Below are 19057 nucleotides of genomic sequence, written 5' to 3'. Positions count from 1 at the left end.
GCTGCGGATGCCGCACGTCGCAGTTCGTGACGACCGAAGCACCGCCGCAGCTCAATCGGCGCGCACGAGCAGCTCGCCGACCTCGCAGTCCAGCGCTCGGCGAGCTCCGTGACGCTATGCCGACGGCGAACACCGCCGAGAAGCATCCGCCCTCTCGTTACGCTCGATGCAAGGCGCCAGAGGTGAGCGCCCGGAGGAGTCAGAGATGTTCGAGAGATTCACCGACCGTGCCCGTCGTGTGGTTGTGCTCGCCCAAGAAGAGGCGAAGATGCTCAACCACAACTACATCGGCACCGAGCACATCCTCCTGGGGCTGATCCACGAGGGGGAGGGCGTCGCTGCCAAGGCGCTCGAGTCGCTCGGCATCTCCCTGGATGCCGTGCGCGAGCAGGTGCAGGACATCATCGGCCAGGGTCAGCAGCAGCCGACCGGCCACATCCCGTTCACGCCGCGCGCCAAGAAGGTGCTCGAGCTGTCGCTGCGCGAGGCGCTGCAGCTGGGCCACAACTACATCGGCACCGAGCACATCCTGCTCGGCCTCATCCGCGAGGGCGAGGGTGTCGCCGCCCAGGTGCTGGTCAAGCTCGGCGCCGACCTGAACAAGGTGCGTCAGCAGGTCATCCAGCTGCTGAGCGGCTACCAGGGCAAGGAGCCGGCCGCCGTCTCGGGCGCCGCGCACGATCCCGGCGCCACCGCGCAGGGCGGATCGCAGGTGCTCGACCAGTTCGGCCGCAACCTCACCCAGGCGGCCCGCGACAACAAGCTCGACCCGGTCATCGGGCGCGAGAAGGAGATCGAGCGGGTCATGCAGATCCTCTCCCGCCGCTCCAAGAACAACCCCGTCCTGATCGGCGAGCCCGGCGTCGGCAAGACCGCCGTGGTCGAGGGTCTGGCCCAGGCGATCGTGAAGGGCGACGTGCCCGAGACGCTGAAGGACAAGCAGCTGTACTCGCTCGACCTCGGCTCGCTGATCGCCGGCTCGCGCTACCGCGGTGACTTCGAGGAGCGGCTGAAGAAGGTCACCAAGGAGATCCGCACCCGCGGCGACATCATCGTGTTCATCGACGAGATCCACACGCTCGTCGGCGCCGGTGCCGCCGAGGGCGCGATCGACGCGGCATCCATCCTGAAGCCCCTGCTGGCCCGCGGGGAGCTGCAGACGATCGGGGCGACCACGCTGGACGAGTACCGCAAGCACTTCGAGAAGGATGCTGCGCTCGAGCGCCGCTTCCAGCCGATCCAGGTCGCCGAGCCGACGCTGCCGCACACCATCAACATCCTGAAGGGACTGCGCGACCGGTACGAGGCGCACCACAAGGTGCAGATCACCGACGGCGCGCTCGTGGCCGCCGCGAACCTCGCCGACCGGTACGTGGCCGACCGCTTCCTGCCGGACAAGGCCATCGACCTGATCGACGAGGCCGGCGCCCGCCTGCGCCTGTCGATCCTGTCCAGCCCGCCCGAGCTGCGCGAACTCGACGACAAGATCGCCGACGTGCGCACGCACAAGGAGGCCGCCAGCGAGGATCAGGACTTCGAGAAGGCAGCCTCGCTGCGCGACGAGGAGAAGTCGCTGCTGGCCGAGCGCCTCCGCCTGGAGAAGCAGTGGCGCAGCGGGGATGTCGCGACCCACGCGGTCGTGGACGAGGGCCTGATCGCCGAGGTGCTCGCCCAGGCCACCGGCATCCCGGTGTTCAAGCTCACCGAAGAGGAGAGCTCGCGCCTGGTCTTCATGGAGAAGGCGCTGCACCAGCGGGTCATCGGCCAGGACGAGGCGATCGCCGCGCTCTCGCGCACGATCCGCCGTCAGCGCGCCGGGCTGAAGGACCCGAAGCGCCCCTCCGGCTCGTTCATCTTCGCCGGCCCCACCGGCGTCGGCAAGACCGAGCTGGCAAAGGCGCTCGCCGAGTTCCTGTTCGACGACGAGGGCGCGCTGATCTCGCTGGACATGAGCGAGTTCGGCGAGAAGCACACCGTCTCGCGGCTGTTCGGCGCCCCTCCGGGATTCGTCGGATTCGAAGAGGGCGGCCAGCTCACCGAGAAGGTGCGCCGCAAGCCGTTCTCGGTGGTGCTGTTCGACGAGATCGAGAAGGCCCACCCCGACATCTTCAACTCGCTCCTGCAGATCCTGGAGGAAGGTCGTCTGACCGACGGCCAGGGTCGGGTGATCGACTTCAAGAACACGGTGATCATCATGACGACGAACCTCGGCTCGTCGGCGATCGCCGGCGGACCGGTGGGCTTCCAGGTCGAGGGTGACACCACGACCACCTACGAGCGGATGAAGGGGAAGGTCAACGAGGAGCTGAAGCGTCACTTCAAGCCCGAGTTCCTGAACCGCGTCGACGACATCATCGTGTTCCCGCAGCTGGACAAGATGGAGCTGCGGCAGATCGTCGGCCTGTTCGTCAAGCAGCTGGACGAGCGACTGCTCGACCGCGACATGACGGTGGAGCTGACCGACGCCGCCAAGGACAAGCTGATCGAGGTCGGATTCGACCCCGCGCTGGGTGCCCGCCCGCTGCGCCGCGCCATGCAGCGCGAGATCGAGGACCAGCTGTCCGAGCGGATCCTGCACGGCGAGCTCAACACCGGCGACCACATCAAGGTGGACGTCGAGGACGGCGAGTTCGCGTTCGAGCACGGTCCCCGCGGCGAGCGGATCGCGGTCGGCGTCGGTGCGCAGAACCAGATCGAGGCGACGCCGGACATCATCGCCGGCGCGTAGCGACTGAACGACGAAGAGCGGATGCCGCGCGGCATCCGCTCTTCGTCGTCAAGCCGCTTGCGCCTAGGGTGCGGTGATCCCCGCCGATGTGCGGGCCGGCGCGCGGCGCGGTCGGGGTGCCGGCTTGGGCGCCCCGAGCGTGCGCTCGAAGCCCTGCGGGATCCAGAGGTCGGCACGGCCGAGCTCGCCGATCGAGGAGTGTCCGAGCCCGAGCACGGCGGAGTCCAGGCCCATCCGCATCAGGTCGAGGACGTTCTCGACCCCGGTCTGGCCGTTCGCGGCCAGACCCCACAGGTAGGCGCGGCCGATCATGACGGCCCGGGCACCGAGCGCGAGCGCCTTGGCGACGTCGCCGCCACGGCGGACGCCGCCGTCCAGCAGCACCTCGAGCTGGTCGCCGACCGCGTCCGCGACCGGGCCGAGACAGCGGATCGTGGCCGGCGTGGTGTCGAGGTTGTTGCCACCGTGGTTGGAGACAGAGATGGCGTTCGCTCCGATGTCGACGGCGCGCTTGGCGTCATCGACCCGGGTGATGCCCTTGAGGAGGAACGGGCCGCCCCACTCCTCGCGCAGCCACGCCACGTCCTCCCAGCTCGGCGGCGGCGTCTGCATCCACTCGCCGTACGCGCCGAAGAAGGTGGGCGCCTCGCCGCCCGGCGGCTGCAGGTTGGGCACGCTCAGATCCGGGATGCCGTGCTTGGCCCATTCCATCAGCCACTTCGGGCGGATGATGCCCTCCGGCGCGAACTGGACCATCGCCTTCAGATCCATCTTGTCCGGGATCGAGGGGCTGCCCCAGTCGCGGCCGACCGAGAACGACCAATCCAGCGTGGCGATCAGCGCCTTGGCGCCTGCCTCCCGCGCCCGGTCCATGCGCTGGATCATCGACTCCTTCGAGCCGGTCCAGTACATCTGGAAGAACGTGTTCGGATTGGCCTCGACGACCTCTTCCACCGGCTTGCTGGCGAACGAGCTCAGCCCCATGATCGTGCCGCGTGCCGCCGCGGCACGCGCGACCGCGACCTCACCGTCGGGGTGCACGGCCTGCACCCCGGTCGGCGAGATCAACACCGGCAGCGAGATCGGGATGCCGAGGACGGTCGTGGACAGGTCACGTTCGGGCTGGTGGCCGGCCACATGAGGCGCGAACTCCAGCTCGGCGAACGCGTCGGTGTTGTCGGCGGGGGTCTTGCCGCGCTCCGATCCGGCCACCAGTGCGGCGTAGACGGACGGCGGCAGCCGCCGTTTGGCCCGGCGCTGGGCCTCCAGCACGGTCTCGAACCACGGGTTCTGCTTCCACGGCCAGTACATATGCGATCCTCTCTGCGCGGAGCGCGGGCTCAGAAGGTGTGAGCGCCCTGGTCGATGCTCACGTGCTCGGCGGTGATCAGACGGGCGTCGTCGGAGGCGAGGAACGCGACGGCGTTGGCGATGTCCTCCGGTTCGGCGGCCCAGATCGGCAGGAACGGGGTGCCCATCGCATTCAGCGCCGGGTTCGTCTCGCCGGCCTTCGTGATCGCCTCGACCATGTTGCCGGAGCCCATCGGCGTGTTCACGCCGCCGGGGTGGACGCTGTTGACCCGGATGCTGTGCGGACCGAGTTCGGCCGCGAACGCGCGGGTCATTCCCGTCACGGCGTGCTTGCTCGCCGTGTAGTGCACCATGAAGGGCTGCATCTTCTTGCCCGCGTAGGAGCTGGTCAGGATGATGGATCCGCCGCGTCCGCCGTCGATGATGTGGTGCGCGCCGGCCATGACGGTATTCCAGACGCCGACCACGTTGGTGTCGATGGTGACCCGGAAGGTCTCGGGTGTGATGGTGTCCCAGGCCTCGGGGATGCAGATGCCGGCGTTCGCGACGATGACGTCGAGCCGTCCGAACTCGGCCACGCCCCTATCCGCCGCCGCGCGCAGCGCGTCGATGTCGCGGACGTCGGCGATCGCGGCGACGATGCGTCGATCCAGCGCCTCGACCTGGCGCACTGTCTCGTCGAGGTCGGCCGGAGTGGGGGAGTCGTAGGGAACGTGGTCGAGATGGCCGGCGAGGTCGACGGCGATGATGTCGGCACCCTCCTGGGCCAGGCGGACCGCGTGCGCGCGACCCTGGCCGCGTGCGGCTCCGGTGATGAAGGCGACTTTGCCTTCGAGGCGTCCTGTCATGATGACCTCCGTGTCATGGGATGATGCGTCGTCGCATCCCGCACAGTCTATTGGCACTGAGTGTCATATAGAAGGGCATTTCGGATTTCATGTGCGGAACATCTGGCCGAGCGCGGGTGCGACATCGCGGTACCCGTGGATGATGCGGCAGGTGCCCCGACCGCGTGCCGAAAGCTCGCGCCCGAGCTGCACGTCCTGCTCACCACTGGCATCCAGCAGCACATCCAGGCGCGGGAGACGCGCGGCGAGGGGGCGTGGGTCCGGTCCGGCGTTGTGTACGCAGTCCGACAGCAGCACCACCCGCGCATCGCGCGCCGGCATCCGTGCGAGCTGCGTCGCGGCCAGCTCGAGCGGGAACGCCACGTTCGTCAGTCCGCGCGCCGGCAGGCGCAGGATGTCATCCAGCAGCGACGTCGGCGAGACGGGCGCACCGAGCGGGAGGAGGATCGCGGCGTCGGACCAGAACGCGATCACGCCGAGAGCGTCGTGCTGCAGCTGTGCCGACAGCGCACCCACCGTGGAAGCAGCCGTCTTGATCCGCTCACCGCGCATCGACCCGGAGACATCCACCAGCAGCACGACCGAGCGCTTCGTGCGCAGGCGCTCGCGAACGATGATGTCCTCATCGTCGGGGACGGGTCGTTCGGCGAGCACCTCGATCGTGCGGTCCAGGTCGATCTCGTCCGAGGTGCCCCGGTAGGGGATGCTGTCCAGCTCGCCGATGCCGCGACGTGCGGTGACGTCGTGGCGAGCGTGGGCCACCGACAATCGGGTCGCGATCTGCTGCGCGATCTCACGCACGACCGGGTCGGGGGGTGCGCCGTCGGCGGGAAGCGGCACGACCGTGCCGACCTCGTCGGTCTCGGCGCGCGCCTGCCCGCGCGGCGCCGCGACCGTCCTCGCGCCTCGACCGGTGCGCGTGGCGCGCAGGACGAGGCCGCCCTCATCGCCGCTCACCTCGAATGCGGTCGGGGCGGCGTCCAGCTCCTTCGGGCGGCGCCGCAGCGGCGTGCCCGGGGTGCGCGTGCTGCGCCTGCTGCGGCGGAGCGGCGAGTCGGCCGCGATCTCCCTTCAGCCGGGCGCGGCCTGGTGCGGCTCCAGGATGAATCGGTCCTCCCAGATCTCCCGCAGCACCTGCTCCGGGGTGGTCTCGGCCGCCTCATCCAGGTGGATCCGCCCCGACAGTGCCACGACCATCGCATCGAAGACCAGTTCCGGGTAGCCCGCGGCATCCGGGTCATCCACCCCGCGCAGCCGGGCGAGTCGGGTCGCCACCAGCACCGTGTCGATGGCGCCGCGGACGCTCGAGCCCTGCCGCACGTCGTCGTGTTCGCGCGTGGCGCGCGTGAGAGCGACCGCATCACGGATGAGGCGCTCGCCGAGCGGGTCGGACACCCCGGAGCGCAATGCGACGATGCGCTCCTCGGCATCCGCATCCTGATAGCCCACGGCGAGCCGGTTCAGCCGATCGTGCACGCTCGTGGACAGGCGCGTTGTCCCGACGTTGTCGTACGGGTTCATCGACGCGATCACGCGGAACGTGGGCTCGGCGCGAATCCGGCCGACCCTCGGCACCGCGATCGACCGGTCGGCCATCGCCGTCAGCAGCGTGTTCAAGGTGTCCTCCGGTGCACGGTTGAACTCCTCGATGTAGAGGAAGCCACCCTGCTGCATGGCCTCCACGAGCGGGCCCGGCACGAAGTTGTCGGCGGAGTAGTCCTCGCGCAGCACGCGGGCCGGATTATGATGGCCGACCAGCTTCGACGGGGTGAGGTCGGCATTGCCCTCCACGAACAGGAGCGGGATGCCCCACTCCGAGGTGATCGCGGACAGGATCGTCGTCTTGCTGGTGCCGGGCGGACCTTCCAGCACGATGTCGCGGCCGGCATCGACGGCCGCGAGCGTGAGTTCGAGCTCACGATCTCGGCCGACGATGCGGGCGGCTATCCGCTTCCGGCTCTCGGCGAGCTGCGCCGGATCGCCGCCGCTCACTTGATCGCCGCGCCCGCGTCCACCGGCAGGGCGACGCCGGTGACATAGCGTGCCTCGTCGGAGGCGAGCCACAGCAGCGCGTTGGAGATGTCCACGGCCTCCACCCAGGGGATGGGCAGCGCGTTCATCGCCTGGGAGACCGGAAGGAACTCCTCCAGGGTGCCCTCCTCCTTGCCGACGAACAGGCCGTACACCCGCGGGTTCTTGATCATCGGCGTATCCACCTGGGTGGGATGGATGCTGTTGACCCGGATCATGTCCGGCGCCAGCTCGAGTGCCAGCGTGCGCATCAGACCCACCACACCGTGCTTGGCCGAGACGTAGTGGGCGATGTTCGGGAACGCGAACAGGCCCGCATCCGAGCTGGTCAGCACGATCGCCCCGCCGCGACCACCGGCCTTCAGGTGCGGGATGGCGGCCTTGGCCGTGTGCCACACGCCGGTGAGGTTCGTGGCGATCATGTTCTGCCACATGTCCTCGCCGAGCTCGTCTGCCGGTGCCATCTGCGTGGAGATGCCCGCGTTGGCCGAGACGATGTCGAGGCGGCCGAGCTGGGCCACCCCGTCATCGACGGCCTGCTTGAGCCCCGCGTAGTCGCGCACATCGGCCTTGGTGGCGACGATCCGCCGGTCCAGCGCCTCGACCTGGCTCACCGTCTCGGCGAGATCCTCCTCGGTCGCCCGCGCATACGGGGCGCCTGGGATGTCCTCGAGAAGATCGACCGCGATGATGTCGGCCCCCTCCTGCGCCAGCCGGATGGCGTGGCTGCGACCCTGGCCGCGCGCCGCTCCGGTGATGAAAGCGACCTTGCCTTCTACTCTTCCCATGATCGGGATCCTTCCTTCGTGGGCGACACCGTCACTTGACGGGGTCGGGGTTGTATCCGGGCTGCAGCAGGTGCCCGGCATCCACCGGCACCGAGATGCCGGTGACGGCGGCGGCCAGATCGGAGTTCAGCCAGAGCGCGGCGTCAGCGATCCGCTGCGGCGAGAGGAAGCCGGCGCCCTTCAGCGCGTGGAACGAGTAGCCCGCTTCGAGCATGTCGGCCTCGGTGCCCTCGCCGGCCGGCTTGCCCGACATCATGTCCCATGCGCCCTGCCAGCTGGTCATCGGAGTGAGGATCGCGCCCGGGTGCACGGAGTTCACCCGGATGCCGTGTCGGGCATACTCCAGCGCGAGGGTCTTCATGATCCCGACCACGCCGAACTTCGCCGCGCAGTAGTGCACGTAGTTGACGCCCGGCTCGAGGCCGTTGATCGAGGACGTCATCACGATCGAACCGCTGCCGCGCTCCATCATGTGCGGCAGCACCGCCTTGGCGGACTTCCAGACGCCAGTGAGGTTCACCGCGATCATGTCATCCCACATCTCGTCGGTCAGCTCGTGCGCCGGGGCGAGTGAGAAGATGCCGGCGTTGGCGATCAGCACGTCGATCTTGCCGAGTGCGGCGATCCCCTCGGCGACGGCGTGGTCCAGGTCGGCCTGCTTGCGCACATCGCCGACGACCGGCACGATCCGGCGGTCGAGGGCTTCGACCTGCTGCACCGTCTCGTCGAAGTCGGCCTGCTGTGCCATCGGGTAGGCGACCGATCCGATCTGGTCGAGCGTGTCGACGATCACGACATCTGCGCCCTCCCGTGCGCTGGTGACGGCGTGCGCGCGGCCCTGACCGCGCGAGCCGCCCGTGACGAGCACGACCTTTCCATCGAGAAGTCCCATCGTGGGTTCCTTTCTGTCTGCGGGCGCGCCGAATCGGCGCCCCTCGTGACGCACCTCGCCCCGACACCCGGGTGTCGCGGGTGCCACAGACGGCGGAGCTCAGCGGGGGTCGATGCGTTCGCCCTCCTCGTGACGCCCGACGCCGGTCGGCGTGGATGTCGGGATCAGCGCGCGGTCCGCAGGCAGGCCGCGCAGGACTGGGTCTACGATTTTCTGATCAGACCGGAGCGCTTCGCCGGCCAAGGTCTCCCTTTCCATGCGATGCTCCTTCCGCGGATATCTGTCGTCGTCGACGGATCTCGCTGTTGGGGACGATAGTAGTGACACCGAGTGCCGATTGGAAGAGCTCGTGGATGAGAATCTGGCGGAGAGCGCCTCTGGAGCCGCTGATCGGCGGTCCCGCGGCGGCCGATCGCCGTCGACATCGCGCGACGAGCTGAGCCATATCGCCCTGGAGCTGTTCCTGGCGAACGGCTTCGACGAGACCACGGTCGATGAGATCGCCCGCGCCGCCAGGATCGGTCGGAGAACGTTCTTCCGCTACTACGCATCCAAGAACGACCTGGCCTGGGGCAGCTTCGACGAACTCCTCGCGAAGATGGCCGCCCACCTCGACGCGCTCGGCGACTCCGTCGCGCTCATGGACGCGCTGCACGAAGCCGTCATCGAGTTCAATCGGTTTCCGGAGGAGGAGATCCCGTTCCACCGCGAGCGGATGCGCCTGATCCTGACGGTGCCGAGCCTGATCGCGCACTCCTCGCTGCGCTACGCGGACTGGCGGCAGGTCGTTGTCGACTACGCCGCGCGGCGCCTGGGCGAGTCGCCCGACGCCTTCCGTCCGCGTGCGATCGGCTGGACATGTCTGGGCATGTGCCTCGCCTCGTACGAGCAGTGGCTGGTCGGGGACGACGAAGATCTCCTCGCCCGCATCGACGAGGCGTTCGGCTGGTTCACCATGCGGGGCACGGCGCTGAGCGACTGACGCCGGCCCAGCCTGGCACCGCCCCGTCCTCCCGGGTCGCCGGGCGGGTCGGTCGTAGGCTGGGCGAGTGACCGAGATCGTCATCCGCCCCGCCCGCACCGCCGACGTCCAGGCGATCCACGGGCTGCTGGCCCCCTTGGTGGATCGGCGCATCCTGCTCGGCAAGGAGCTGGTGTCGCTGTTCGAGGCGGTGCAGGAGTTCGTGGTCGCCGAGCATGACGGCGCGGTGATCGGATGCGGCGCCCTGCACGTGATCTGGCGCGACATCGGCGAGGTGCGCACCCTGCTGGTGCGCGAGGACCGGCTCCATGAGGGGATCGGCGGTCGGATCGTCGAGGTGCTGGAGGCCCGGGCGATCGACCTCGGACTGTCGCGGCTGTTCTGCCTCACCTTCGAGGTGTCGTTCTTCACCCGGCACGGCTTCACGCCGATCGGCGAGCAGATCGTCGATCCGGACGTGTACGCCCAGCTGCTGCGTAGCCCGGATGCCGGTGTCGCCGAGTTCCTCGACCTCGCGCACGTCAAGCCCAACACCCTGGGGAACACGCGCATGATCAAGCTGCTGTGAGCCCGGTCCCTCCCGCTGTGATCGACCTGGGCTCGGGCGCGCCCTCCCGGTGCGGGGGCGGCCGGCGACTTACCCTGACACCGTGAGCACACCCCACCGCCGTCACTCGCCCGCCGTCTATCGACGCCGGCGCCTCCTGGTGCTGCTCGTGCTGCTGGTCATCGTGGTGGCCGTGGTGTGGGTGCTGATCGCGCAGCCGTGGCGGGGGAGCGCAGAGCAGGGGAACAAGGATGCCGCGACCCAGTCGGCAGACCCGCTGCTGCCGTCGGTGCAGAACACCAGCGGGGCCACACCGTCGGCGACGCCGACCGGCACCCGGGGGAGTGCGTCGCCGACGCCGGGTGCGACCTCGAGCGCGAAGGCGAGCGCCGGACCGGCGGCATCCGCCAAGCCGTGCAGCGCGAACGACGTCGCCGTGACCGCCGTCACCGACAAGAGCAGCTATGCATCCGGGCAGGACCCGAAACTGTCGATCGAGCTGACCAATACGGGATCGGCCGCGTGCACCCTCAATGTCGGCACGAGCGCGCAGACGTTCGCGATCACCAGCGGCAGCGACACCTGGTGGCAGTCGACCGACTGTCAGACCGAGCCGAGCGACATGGTGGTGCTGCTGAAGGCCGGGCAGAAGGTGGCCAGCGCCAAGCCGATCACGTGGGACCGCACCCGATCATCGGTCGCGACCTGCGAGGCGAAGAACCGGCCGAAGGCGCCCGGTGGTGGTGCGACCTACCACCTGACCGTCTCGATCGGCGGGATCGAATCGATCGACGACGCCCTCTTCCAGCTGTACTGATCTGCGCCGACGCTGTGGAGAGCTGTCCCCCAAAAGGGGGACAGCGGCTGGAATCGGATTTCCCTTACACTGTAGGCATACGTTGCGCATAGGCGCGGTGGAGCTGTCCCCAGCAGCTGAACGGCTCGTCCCCAGCGAGTCCCCGACCGCCGTTGCAGCGTGCGGGCCCTCTCGTGTCGTCCAGTCCCCAATGAGCGACTCGAGGGGGCCCTTTTCCGTCCCGACTACGCTGGAGTCGTGGCATCCGGCAAGAAGCGTCCCCCCAAGCCCCTCGACTTCCGCAACACCTCGCTGGCCGACGCGCTGCAGACGCAGGACATGGCGGCGGTGGCCTTCGCCCTCCGGCACGGGCCGACCGTCGTGCCGCTGATGCGGCCCGGCGCACCGGACGACCCACGCGACTCGGGCGAGGTGTGGACGTATCGCGACCCGGAGTCGGGGGACGTCGCACTGCTGCTCTTCAGCGACGCGACGCACAAGCCGGCCACCCTGCCGCCGGCGGTCGGGCTGCACTCGCCGGCCTGGCTGCGGGCGTTCCTGGCGGCCCACCGCGACGAGATCACCACGGTGTTCTTCGACATCGCCGGACCGCATCCGATGCAGGCGTCGCCGGACGACCTCATCGCGGCGCTGGACGCCTGACAGCCGGCACCGACCAGCCTCCTGCCGCCGGCCCACGACTCAGAACTCGGGGACATCGTCGTTCGCGGATGTCGGAGCCATCGCGGTCGCGGCGACCATGTTCAGCGCGCGGGCGATGGACTGGGCGCCGTCGTCGATCACCGTGCGGTAGCCGAGTCGGCCGGCCTCGCCCCGGCGCTGCGCGGACTGGGTGACCGGTCGGATCTCGCCGGACAGGCTCAGCTCGCCCACCGCGGCGACGTCGTGCCGCACCGCCTGGTCGCGCAGCGCGGTCGCGATCGCGATCGCGATGGCCAGGTCGGCGGCGGGCTCGACGAGCCGCACCCCGCCGACCGTGGACACGTACACGTCCTGCTTGGACAGATCCACGCCGGTCCGCTTCTGCAGCAGGGCGAGGATCATGGCGACACGGGCGCCGTCCACCCCGCTGACGACGCGGCGCGGGTTCGGCGCAGCGGTGGGCACCGTGAGCGCCTGCACCTCGACCGGCAGCGCGCGCCGCCCCTCGAGCGCGATCGTCACGCACGTGCCGGCGACGGGCTTGCCGCTGCCCAGGAACAGCCGGCTGGGGTCGGGCACCTCTTCGATGCCGGCGCCGGTCATGTCGAAGCATCCCACCTCGTCGGTGGGGCCGAACCGGTTCTTCAGCGTGCGCAGGAAGCGCAGCGCGGTCTGGCGGTCGCCTTCGAAGTGGCACACCACATCGACCAGGTGCTCGAGGATGCGCGGCCCGGCGATCGAGCCGTCCTTGGTCACATGGCCGACGATGATGATCGGCAGCGCGCGGTCCTTCGCGACGCGGATGAGCGTCGCGGCCACTTCGCGCACCTGACTCGGGTGGCCGGCCAGTCCGTCCGACAGGGCCGACGAGACCGTCTGCACCGAGTCGACGATGAGCAGCTCGGGCTCGACCTCGTCGACATGGCCGAGGATGGTGGCCAGGTCGGTCTCGGCCGCCAGGAACAGCTCGTCGTGCAACGCGCCCGTCCGCTCCGCCCGCAGGCGCACCTGTGCGGTGGACTCCTCGCCGCTGGCGTAGAGCACGCGTCGCCCCGCGCGCGCGGACTGCGCGGCGACTTCGAGCAGCAGCGTCGACTTGCCCACACCGGGCTCGCCGGACAGCAGGATCGCCGCGCCGGGGACCACGCCGCCGCCCAGCACCCGGTCGAACTCGCCCACGCCGCTCGTGCGTCGCGGGGTCGAGGCGGTGTCGATCATCGTGATGGGGCGTGCCCGGCGCCCGGCCGCGGGGGCGGCTGCGGTGATGCGGCGCGCCGCCAGGCCGGTGGATTCGGATGCCTCGACGACCGTGCCCCACTGCTGGCACTCGCCGCAGCGGCCGACCCACTTCAGCGTCGTCCACCCGCACTCCGTGCAGCGATACGGGGAGGCTGTGGGTTGCTTGGTGGCCATGCGTCCAGGCTAGGCCGGGCCGGCGACATCCGATGTCAGCGCAGCGCGTCGGCCGCCTCGCGCAGAGCGCCCGCGGAGCGTGCGAACAGCTCACGCTCGCGATCCGAGAAGGATGTCTCGCGGATCGGCACCGCGCCGGAGGCGCTCACGATCGAGGGCACCGACAGCGCCACTCCGCTCACGCCCTGCACACCGTCGAGCACCGTCGAGACCGGCATGAGCGCGTGCTCGTCGTTCAGGACCGCCTCCACGATCCGTGCGCTGGACAGCCCGATCGCATAGTTGGTCGCGCCCTTGCCGCGGATGACCGTGTACGCGGCATCCCGCACGTCGTCGGCGATCTCGGCCAGCTCGCCCTCGGTGAACGGGTCGGCGTCGGCGGGCCGCCAGTCCAGGATCGGCACCGATCCGATCGTGGCCTGCGACCACAGCGGGAACTGCGTGTCACCGTGCTCGCCGACGATGTGCGCGTGCACGCTGGCGGTCGAGACACCGGCGCGCCGGGCCAGGAGCCACCGCAGGCGGGACGTGTCCAGCACCGTGCCGGAGGCGAAGATCCGCTCGGGGGGAAGGCCGGTCGCCTCCTGCGCGAGCACGGTCAGCACGTCGCACGGATTGGTGACGATGACGTAGATCGCCTTCGGGGCGACCTCGAGCAGCTGCGGCATCATCGTGGCGAGGATGCGGGCGTTCACCGCGGCCAGGTCCATCCGCGTCTGGCCCGGATCCTGCTTCGCCCCGGCCGTGATCACCACCACGTGCGACCCCTCGACCACCGAGATGTCGCTGCCGCCGACGATGTCGCTCGAGCCGGTGAACTGGGTGCCGTGCGCGAGGTCGAGCACCTCGGCCTCGGCCCGCTCGCGTGCGATGTCGTACAGCGCGATGTGCCGCGCGGATCCGCGGATGAGCGCGGCATAGGCGGTGCTGGATCCGACGCTGCCGGCACCGACGACCGTCAGCTTGGAGTTCTCGATCACGCTCATGGCACCAGTGTGGCATTCTTGACCTGTTCGCAGCGCTGATGCGAGGCCTCGCGCCCCTGGAGGGCACTGGCTGCGACTCCCCGTCCGCCCCGGGAGTCGCCTGGCTCCCGGTCTTGTGAAGGAGCATCATGGCTCAGCCTCAGGGCGCACATCTGGTCGGCAGCGTCAACTACAACGACGCCGAGACCACCATTCGCCGGGCCGCCGGCATCCTCGGCCCCCACCTGAAGCGCATTCCCGATGGGGAGTGCGGGCCGCGCTTCCACTGGATCATGTTCCAGCCCGACATCCTCGGGCAGGCGGAGGGGATCGAGCGCGTCGGCGCGGAGCGCATTCCGCTGCGGATGCTGGATGCCCGCCCGCTGCGCATCGCCGACGGCGTCGACCCGGCGTCGCTGCGGCTGCCGCCGCTCGGGTACGCGTCGGCGGCGATCGACTCGTACGCGATCTTCACCCGGCTGCGGGGGGAGGGCGTCGTGCCGGCGGGCACGCGCTTCCAGGTGTCGCTGCCGACGCCGCTCGCCGTCGTCGGGGCGTTCTTCCCGGCCGAGCAGCGTGCCGGCATCGAGCCGGTGTACCGGGCGGCGATGTACCGCGAGCTCGATGAGATCCTCGGGACGATCCCGCATGAGGACCTCGCGATCCAATGGGACAACGCGGTGGAGTTCGGGATGATCGAGGGCGTCAGCGCCGCCCCGTGGTGGGACGGCGATGTGTGGGACGGCCTGACGTCGCGCTCGGCCGAGCAGGCCGACCGGGTCCCGGACGATGTCGAGGTCGGTTTCCACCTCTGCTACGGCGACGTGGCCGAGAAGCACTTCGTCGAGCCCGCCGACGCGGGCAACCTCGTGCGCTTCGCGAACGCGCTGGCGGCGGCATCCGCTCGGCGCATCGACTGGATCCACCTGCCCGTGCCGATCGAGCGCGATGACGACGCGTACTATGCGCCGCTGGCCGGCCTGGAGCTCGGCGACACCGAGCTGTACCTGGGCCTGGTGCACCGGGAGGACGGCGCCGAGGGTGCCGAGCGCAGGATCGCCGCAGCCCGGCAGCACGTCACGACGTTCGGGGTGGCGACGGAGTGCGGCATCGGCCGCGCCCCGGAGGGCAGCACCGAGGGGATCCTGCGCACGCACGCCGAGGTCGCCGCCGCCTGGTGAGGGAGGCGGGCGCTCGGATTGGCGAGCGCGGCTTCGTCACGTACACTTGACGGCGGTGACGTGTCCGAGCGGCCGAAGGTGCAACTCTCGAAAAGTTGTGTAGGGTAACCCCCTACCGTGGGTTCAAATCCCACCGTCACCGCCAAAGTCCAAGGCCCCAACCTCCGCATGATTCAGCGGATGCTGGGGCTTTGGTTATTCCTCGGCGGGTGTTTGTGGGAACAATTTGGGAACGAACGAACTGGAACGAGCCTTATCCAACGCGTCTGAAACTGCGTCAAGATCGTCGTCAAACAGATCTGCATACGTATCGAGGGTCATGGCCGCGGAGGCATGCCCCAGCATGCGTTGGATCGCCTTTACGTTCGCACCGGCGCTGATCGCCAGGCTTGCCGTCGTGTGTCTGAGGTCGTGGGGAGTGATCCGCGGGAAGCTCGGATCTGCCTTCATACAGCGTCGGACAGCTCCCACGAACCAGCCCTTCTGCGAATTTGGAAGGATGAGATGTAGCTCGCCATCCCCGAAGATCAGCTCATCCGGCCGCCGCAGCATGACCCGGGCTGCCATGAACTCGTGCAGGAAGGGCGGGTACGGGACGGTCCTCATCGCATGAGTCTTGGGCGTCCCGACGTGAATCGCGCCACCGACCATCACAGCGTTCTCTTCGATAAGAACCCGATGACGCCGTAGGTCGATGTGCCGTACACGGAGTCCCGTGGCCTCACCCCACCGTGCGCCGGTGTAGGCAAGGAAGAGAACCAGTTCCGGGAAGCGGGCCTCGGCAGCCAGCGCTTCTACTTGGGCGTGATTCAGATACGCGCGGGGCTTCCGGCCCTTCCTTGGGAGCGGGACGCCCCGAGCGGGGTTCTGGGAGAGACGGCGGTCTCTGACCGCAATGTCGAGTACGCCGGCGAGTACCCCGTGCGCTCGGATCACGGTGGTCGCACTTCGCGATTCGCCGAGAGCGGAGACCCATTGCCGGACATCACTGTGGCGGATCATTCCAACCCGCCAGCTTCCCCACTTGGGCGCCACATGGATCCGCCACGCTGAGTCGAGCGAGCGGTAGCTGGACGGCTTCATCGACAGCTGTTGTTCTGCGATCCACGCAGTTCCGAGTTCAGCCAGTGTGATCGTCGCGAGAGTTGGGTCGATGTAGTCGCCGCGACCGATCTCGACGGCGATCGATGCTGCATACAACTCAGCATCCGTCTTGCGCAGGAAGCCGCGCTTGTTTGCGTTCGTTCCATCAGGCTTGCGGTAGCGGACGGAGTACCGTTTGCCGGCCTTGGTCTGGTATGGATGGATGCTACCCACGAGCCGGTCGAGCGGCTGCGTATCCGAGCCCCTCGAGCCGGCCGGCGTTGCGGGCCTGGCGGATCCAATGCACCGCGGTCCGGGGCGTCATGCCGAGTTCCTGCTCGATCGCCTTCGCGGGCGGCTGCCCGGTGAGGGCGGCGACCCCGTAGACGAGCTGGATGGCGTCTAACCGGGCCTCGCGCAGCTCGGTGCGGGCTGGTTCGCCCAGGCGCCGATCGGTGATCGCGGCGGTAACGGTGGAGGCCAGCCATGCCGGCAGCAGCCGCCCGTCAGTCTTGGCGACGTCGGCTGCGGTGACCGTGGGCTCGGCCGTGTCGTCGTCGAGGGTGAACGCGACGCAGTGTGGAGAGGCGGCCTGGAGGATCTCGGCGACCCGGACTTGCCGCATCTCGGACCCGGTGATCTCTCCGCCATCCAGAGACCGCGTCGCGATCTCACGCACCAGGAACCGACCTTCGGCCTGGTCGTATTCGACGTCGAGCCGGTTGCCGAGTCGGGTCTTGTCATCTTCGGCATCCACTCGGAATCGGGGCACGATGCGCAACGCGGTCCCGATGGGCATGGTGGCGTCCTGCCACCGTACGGGCTTGCCTTCGGGGGTACGCACGTCGATCTTCACCTCCTCAGTCTGCCTCTCCGCGTCGCGCTTCTGCTATTGCTGATGCTTGACAAAGTAAATCACAGCGAGTACACCTGTGTCAAAGTCAGTCGAACATACGCAATTGGAGGCTCATGATGGACACCGAAGTGAGCACGGGTCTCGCCCACCGCTACCTGACCCCGGACGAGCTCGCACAGGCCCTGCCGACTCTGAACAAGGGCAAGCTCGCGCTCTGGCGGCACGAGGGCAAAGGCCCCCGCTACCGCAAGGCAGGCAAGGCCGTGCTGTACGTGCTGGATGATGTCGTGGCGTGGCTGGAGAGCACCACCCGGCACGGCACCGGCCCCGACCAGGACGGCTGACATGAGTGTCCGCGCCTCCAACGCGGCAGCAGACGCCTTCTTCGCGCGCGAGGTCACGTCCGAGCTGCGGGCCGCGGTGCTCGCCGAGGCGGGCACGCCACCGGTGCTCCTGCAACGCTGGGAACGAGACAGTGCGCGTGCCCGCGCCGTGGACCGGGAGATGACCCGCGGGGTGCGCGAGCGCGAGCGGGCCGAGTCTCGGCGTCGAGCTGCCGCCGAGCGCGCACGCGTCGAACAGACGCGGGCGCAGTCTCGGGAACGGGCCCGGGAGTGGGCGCGGGAGCACCCGCAGGATGCCACCGCCCGGGGAAAGCGTTGGGCGCAGGAGCATCCCGAGCGCCGACGCCAGATCAACCACGACTACTACCTGCGCAACCGCGAGGCGATCGCCGCACGCGCGAAGGAGCGGCGCCGGCTGGACCCTGACGGGCAAGCAAAGTGGGGCCGCGCCTACCGGCAGTCGCACCGAGATGAGATCGCGCAGAAGCAGCACGCCAAGAGAATGGACCCGGAGGTCAAGCGCCGCCACGCCGCATACAACCGGGAATGGGCACGGCGCGAACGCCGCCGCGTCAAGGCTGGGCTCCCGCCGCGCCGCCTCTACCGGCTGTCGGCGGACGAGCTGGCGGCGGCAGAGGTCGAAGCGGATGAGTTCTTCACGCGCACCTACCCGCCCGCACAGCTCGCCCGCATCCGTGAGCAGCACGGGCGGGCCACCCCGCCCGGACTTCTCGCGGCATGGCGCGAGGAGTGCGCTGCGGCACGGCGTGCATACCGAATCGCCGACAGCGACGCGTCCGTCACCCCGCACCCGCCCGAGTCCGGGCGGGTATCGGAAGAGGCCCAGATGGATGCCATCGCCAAGGAGATCAACAACCGGCTCCGTCAAGCGCCGGCGCGTCGCGACCCGTTCCACGATTCGCTCGCCGTCCCGCACGTTGTCCCAGGGACGGTGCCCGGAAGGAGTGTCGGCAGATGACCAGACCAACCGCGTTCAGCGAGGCATCCGCGCCCCGGAGCCCGAACACACGCATCATTGAGCCAAGACGGGTACCCGCCCGTCTCGCAGGAGGAGCCCGCCATGCTCGACCGGTCCCAGATCGAAGCGGCGATCACGCGCGTCGCCTACGCAGCCTTCACTTACTACCCGAACAAGCGCGCCGACCTGCCCGGCTGGACGGTCGACGAGGATGTCGCCTGGTGCATGCGACCGCTGCAGTCCCTGTCGCCGGGATTGCAAGCCGGATTCGCGCACCGCATCCGGATGCTGATCATGGACCCGGAGCAGAACCGGCACCTGTTCGTGCAAGACCTGAACGCCCTCGAGTCGCCCGAGTCCAAGGCGGCATCGACGTCAGCGGCCTTCCGCCTGCACGCCCTCGACGACCCGGACCAGCCACTCTCCCCCCTCGAGGACTGACCCCGCGGTCCCTTCGCTATCCGTTGCGATCTGGTGAGATCGGGCAGCGAACGGGGCGCCCTGGGGTGCCGAGAGGATACGCACCGGCATCCGCCCGTCAAGGGCGCTGCGCGTCGCTTCGCGATGCGGCTACCGCCGCACCCTTGACCGCCAGCTGCCGCCGCGTGAGCGGGCAGCTGCCCCCAGGGTGCTGAGTGAAGGAGAACGCC

The 19057-nt window shown here is 69.2% G+C and carries 20 protein-coding genes and 1 tRNA gene; 10 read left to right on the top strand and 11 right to left on the bottom strand.

Annotated elements, in window-relative coordinates:
• Positions 1 to 205: 205 nt before the first annotated feature.
• Positions 206 to 2728, top strand: a complete 2523-nt coding sequence (locus AC0L6F_RS08050; RefSeq protein ID WP_274636053.1) for an ATP-dependent Clp protease ATP-binding subunit — start codon at positions 206 to 208, stop codon at positions 2726 to 2728.
• Positions 2729 to 2791: 63 nt separating this feature from the next.
• Here AC0L6F_RS08050 and mftD read toward each other — a convergent pair whose 3' ends face one another.
• From mftD to AC0L6F_RS08015, 7 genes are all read right to left on the bottom strand, one after another.
• On the bottom strand, positions 2792 to 4039 hold the full coding sequence (gene mftD / locus AC0L6F_RS08045) for a pre-mycofactocin synthase MftD (RefSeq protein ID WP_473539867.1): 1248 nt from the start codon (positions 4037 to 4039) through the stop codon (positions 2792 to 2794).
• 29 nt (positions 4040 to 4068) lie between these two features.
• The gene (locus tag AC0L6F_RS08040; RefSeq protein ID WP_473539866.1) at positions 4069 to 4887 is read right to left on the bottom strand and encodes a mycofactocin-coupled SDR family oxidoreductase; all 819 of its coding nucleotides are present in this window, start codon (positions 4885 to 4887) and stop codon (positions 4069 to 4071) included.
• 87 nt (positions 4888 to 4974) lie between these two features.
• Positions 4975 to 5844, bottom strand: coding sequence for a vWA domain-containing protein (locus AC0L6F_RS08035; RefSeq protein WP_473539865.1), 870 nt, complete (start codon positions 5842 to 5844; stop codon positions 4975 to 4977).
• Positions 5845 to 5958: 114 nt separating this feature from the next.
• Positions 5959 to 6879 (bottom strand): AAA family ATPase, encoded by a 921-nt coding sequence (locus tag AC0L6F_RS08030; protein ID WP_473539864.1) that lies wholly within the window; start codon positions 6877 to 6879, stop codon positions 5959 to 5961.
• The gene (locus tag AC0L6F_RS08025; RefSeq protein WP_259612745.1) at positions 6876 to 7706 is read right to left on the bottom strand and encodes a mycofactocin-coupled SDR family oxidoreductase; all 831 of its coding nucleotides are present in this window, start codon (positions 7704 to 7706) and stop codon (positions 6876 to 6878) included. Before AC0L6F_RS08025 ends, AC0L6F_RS08030 begins: the two co-directional genes overlap by 4 nt.
• Positions 7707 to 7737: 31 nt before the next feature.
• Entirely contained in the window at positions 7738 to 8598 is an 861-nt protein-coding gene (locus tag AC0L6F_RS08020) for a mycofactocin-coupled SDR family oxidoreductase (protein WP_473539863.1), read from the bottom strand.
• Positions 8599 to 8697: 99 nt separating this feature from the next.
• Complete coding sequence (locus tag AC0L6F_RS08015; RefSeq protein WP_259612744.1) at positions 8698 to 8856, bottom strand: hypothetical protein; 159 nt, start codon at positions 8854 to 8856, stop codon at positions 8698 to 8700.
• Between the two features lie 91 nt (positions 8857 to 8947).
• On the opposite strand from AC0L6F_RS08015, the gene mftR reads away from it, so the two are divergent.
• The 4 genes from mftR to AC0L6F_RS07995 all read left to right on the top strand — a co-directional run bounded on the left by mftR (position 8948) and on the right by AC0L6F_RS07995 (position 11586).
• Entirely contained in the window at positions 8948 to 9580 is a 633-nt protein-coding gene (mftR, locus tag AC0L6F_RS08010; RefSeq protein ID WP_473539862.1) for a mycofactocin system transcriptional regulator, read from the top strand.
• A gap of 67 nt (positions 9581 to 9647) precedes the next feature.
• Positions 9648 to 10148, top strand: coding sequence for an amino-acid N-acetyltransferase (locus tag AC0L6F_RS08005; RefSeq protein WP_473539860.1), 501 nt, complete (start codon positions 9648 to 9650; stop codon positions 10146 to 10148).
• Positions 10149 to 10230: 82 nt separating this feature from the next.
• Entirely contained in the window at positions 10231 to 10944 is a 714-nt protein-coding gene (locus tag AC0L6F_RS08000; protein ID WP_473539859.1) for a hypothetical protein, read from the top strand.
• A 237-nt stretch (positions 10945 to 11181) separates the two neighbouring features.
• Entirely contained in the window at positions 11182 to 11586 is a 405-nt protein-coding gene (locus AC0L6F_RS07995) for a dehydrogenase (protein ID WP_473539858.1), read from the top strand.
• Between the two features lie 39 nt (positions 11587 to 11625).
• Here AC0L6F_RS07995 and radA read toward each other — a convergent pair whose 3' ends face one another.
• Positions 11626 to 12999, bottom strand: a complete 1374-nt coding sequence (gene radA, locus AC0L6F_RS07990) for a DNA repair protein RadA (protein WP_274636044.1) — start codon at positions 12997 to 12999, stop codon at positions 11626 to 11628.
• Between the two features lie 35 nt (positions 13000 to 13034).
• Positions 13035 to 13985, bottom strand: coding sequence for an L-lactate dehydrogenase (locus tag AC0L6F_RS07985; RefSeq protein WP_473539857.1), 951 nt, complete (start codon positions 13983 to 13985; stop codon positions 13035 to 13037).
• Positions 13986 to 14113: 128 nt separating this feature from the next.
• On the opposite strand from AC0L6F_RS07985, the gene AC0L6F_RS07980 reads away from it, so the two are divergent.
• Together AC0L6F_RS07980 and AC0L6F_RS07975 are read left to right on the top strand one after the other, a co-directional pair.
• A complete protein-coding gene (locus tag AC0L6F_RS07980) occupies positions 14114 to 15145 on the top strand; it encodes a hypothetical protein (RefSeq protein ID WP_473539856.1) in 1032 nt (343 codons plus the stop codon).
• 54 nt (positions 15146 to 15199) lie between these two features.
• A tRNA-Ser gene (locus tag AC0L6F_RS07975) sits at positions 15200 to 15290 on the top strand.
• A 50-nt stretch (positions 15291 to 15340) separates the two neighbouring features.
• Here the strand turns inward: AC0L6F_RS07975 and AC0L6F_RS07970 are convergent.
• Together AC0L6F_RS07970 and AC0L6F_RS07965 are read right to left on the bottom strand one after the other, a co-directional pair.
• Positions 15341 to 16462: a tyrosine-type recombinase/integrase gene (locus tag AC0L6F_RS07970; RefSeq protein ID WP_473539855.1), complete on the bottom strand. Its 1122-nt coding sequence runs from the start codon at positions 16460 to 16462 to the stop codon at positions 15341 to 15343.
• Positions 16455 to 17084: a hypothetical protein gene (locus AC0L6F_RS07965; protein ID WP_473539854.1), complete on the bottom strand. Its 630-nt coding sequence runs from the start codon at positions 17082 to 17084 to the stop codon at positions 16455 to 16457. Before AC0L6F_RS07965 ends, AC0L6F_RS07970 begins: the two co-directional genes overlap by 8 nt.
• 113 nt (positions 17085 to 17197) lie before the next feature.
• Here AC0L6F_RS07965 and AC0L6F_RS07960 point away from each other — a divergent pair, with 113 nt between their 5' ends.
• From AC0L6F_RS07960 to AC0L6F_RS07950, 3 genes are all read left to right on the top strand, one after another.
• Positions 17198 to 17428 carry a helix-turn-helix transcriptional regulator gene (locus tag AC0L6F_RS07960; protein WP_473539853.1) on the top strand — a complete coding sequence of 77 codons (231 nt, stop codon included), beginning with the start codon at positions 17198 to 17200 and terminating at the stop codon, positions 17426 to 17428.
• A gap of 1 nt (position 17429) precedes the next feature.
• The gene (locus tag AC0L6F_RS07955) at positions 17430 to 18407 is read left to right on the top strand and encodes a hypothetical protein (protein ID WP_473539852.1); all 978 of its coding nucleotides are present in this window, start codon (positions 17430 to 17432) and stop codon (positions 18405 to 18407) included.
• 102 nt (positions 18408 to 18509) lie between these two features.
• Complete coding sequence (locus AC0L6F_RS07950) at positions 18510 to 18848, top strand: hypothetical protein (RefSeq protein ID WP_473539851.1); 339 nt, start codon at positions 18510 to 18512, stop codon at positions 18846 to 18848.
• Positions 18849 to 19057 lie beyond the last annotated feature (209 nt).

It is taken from the genome of Microbacterium sp. G2-16M (assembly GCF_055809115.1).
Note: the sequence above shows the minus strand (reverse complement) of the source record. Positions and strands in the feature narration are given on the sequence as shown.

What these genes read in the sequence shown, in the direction of transcription:
- AC0L6F_RS08050 (WP_274636053.1), top strand. Translation starts at nt 206, where the DNA reads ATGTTCGAGAGATTCACCGACCGTGCCCGTCGTGTGGTTGTGCTCGCC.
- mftD (WP_473539867.1), bottom strand. Translation starts at nt 4,039, where the DNA reads ATGTACTGGCCGTGGAAGCAGAACCCGTGGTTCGAGACCGTGCTGGAG.
- AC0L6F_RS08040 (WP_473539866.1), bottom strand. Translation starts at nt 4,887, where the DNA reads ATGACAGGACGCCTCGAAGGCAAAGTCGCCTTCATCACCGGAGCCGCA.
- AC0L6F_RS08025 (WP_259612745.1), bottom strand. Translation starts at nt 7,706, where the DNA reads ATGGGAAGAGTAGAAGGCAAGGTCGCTTTCATCACCGGAGCGGCGCGC.
- AC0L6F_RS08020 (WP_473539863.1), bottom strand. Translation starts at nt 8,598, where the DNA reads ATGGGACTTCTCGATGGAAAGGTCGTGCTCGTCACGGGCGGCTCGCGC.
- AC0L6F_RS08015 (WP_259612744.1), bottom strand. Translation starts at nt 8,856, where the DNA reads ATGGAAAGGGAGACCTTGGCCGGCGAAGCGCTCCGGTCTGATCAGAAA.
- radA (WP_274636044.1), bottom strand. Translation starts at nt 12,999, where the DNA reads ATGGCCACCAAGCAACCCACAGCCTCCCCGTATCGCTGCACGGAGTGC.
- AC0L6F_RS07985 (WP_473539857.1), bottom strand. Translation starts at nt 13,985, where the DNA reads ATGAGCGTGATCGAGAACTCCAAGCTGACGGTCGTCGGTGCCGGCAGC.
- AC0L6F_RS07980 (WP_473539856.1), top strand. Translation starts at nt 14,114, where the DNA reads ATGGCTCAGCCTCAGGGCGCACATCTGGTCGGCAGCGTCAACTACAAC.
- AC0L6F_RS07960 (WP_473539853.1), top strand. Translation starts at nt 17,198, where the DNA reads ATGATGGACACCGAAGTGAGCACGGGTCTCGCCCACCGCTACCTGACC.
- AC0L6F_RS07955 (WP_473539852.1), top strand. Translation starts at nt 17,430, where the DNA reads ATGAGTGTCCGCGCCTCCAACGCGGCAGCAGACGCCTTCTTCGCGCGC.
- AC0L6F_RS07950 (WP_473539851.1), top strand. Translation starts at nt 18,510, where the DNA reads ATGCTCGACCGGTCCCAGATCGAAGCGGCGATCACGCGCGTCGCCTAC.